The sequence below is a fragment of the Winogradskyella psychrotolerans RS-3 genome (assembly GCF_000427335.1).
GTDB classification, from domain to species: domain Bacteria; phylum Bacteroidota; class Bacteroidia; order Flavobacteriales; family Flavobacteriaceae; genus Winogradskyella; species Winogradskyella psychrotolerans.
In genome coordinates, this window is sequence record NZ_ATMR01000033.1 from 1 (window position 1) to 575 (window position 575).

A 575-nucleotide genomic window follows, 5' to 3' on the forward strand; every position below is an offset into this window, starting at 1 on the left:
ATTTTCATTTTCTATCTTTGAATTCAATTGAAAATTACGGAAATAATCGACTAAAATAAAATGGCTTTAAAAACTTTTGTAAAGATAAGTAATGTCAACAACTTAAGCGATGCACGCTACTGTTCTGGAATGTATGTTAACCTTATGGGTTTTTCCCTTGAAAAGAACAATGAGTATTACGTAACGCCAACAGCTTTTAAAGAAATTACAGATTGGTTATCCGGATTGGAATACGTTGCGGAATTCTCGGACAGTCATCCCGATACTATTTTAGAAACGATGGCGCAGTATGAAGGGTTCTCTTACATTCAAATTGCTGAAAGACTTCATCTCCCAATGCTTAAAAATACCAGTTACTCCTTAATCTTCAAATACACTTTAGAAAAACCCGAAGACTTAGAGGACTTATTGGACCTGGCGCCCACGCTAAAAGAAAACGACATAATACTAAACCTCGAATCTGACACCTCCATGGAAATTACAGAGGGAATTCAGGAAGAAATCAAAAAAATAGCAGCAAAATGTGATTTGCTACTTGGATTTGGCTTTGATGATAAAAACATTGACCAACTTCT

The 575-nt window shown here is 35.3% G+C and carries 1 protein-coding gene; it reads left to right on the top strand.

What is annotated here, in order from left to right; genetic code table 11:
* Nucleotides 1–60: 60 nt before the first annotated feature.
* Nucleotides 61–575, top strand: a 515-nt coding sequence (locus ADIWIN_RS02315; RefSeq protein ID WP_040756350.1) for a beta/alpha barrel domain-containing protein, incomplete at its 3' end; no start/stop codon positions are given.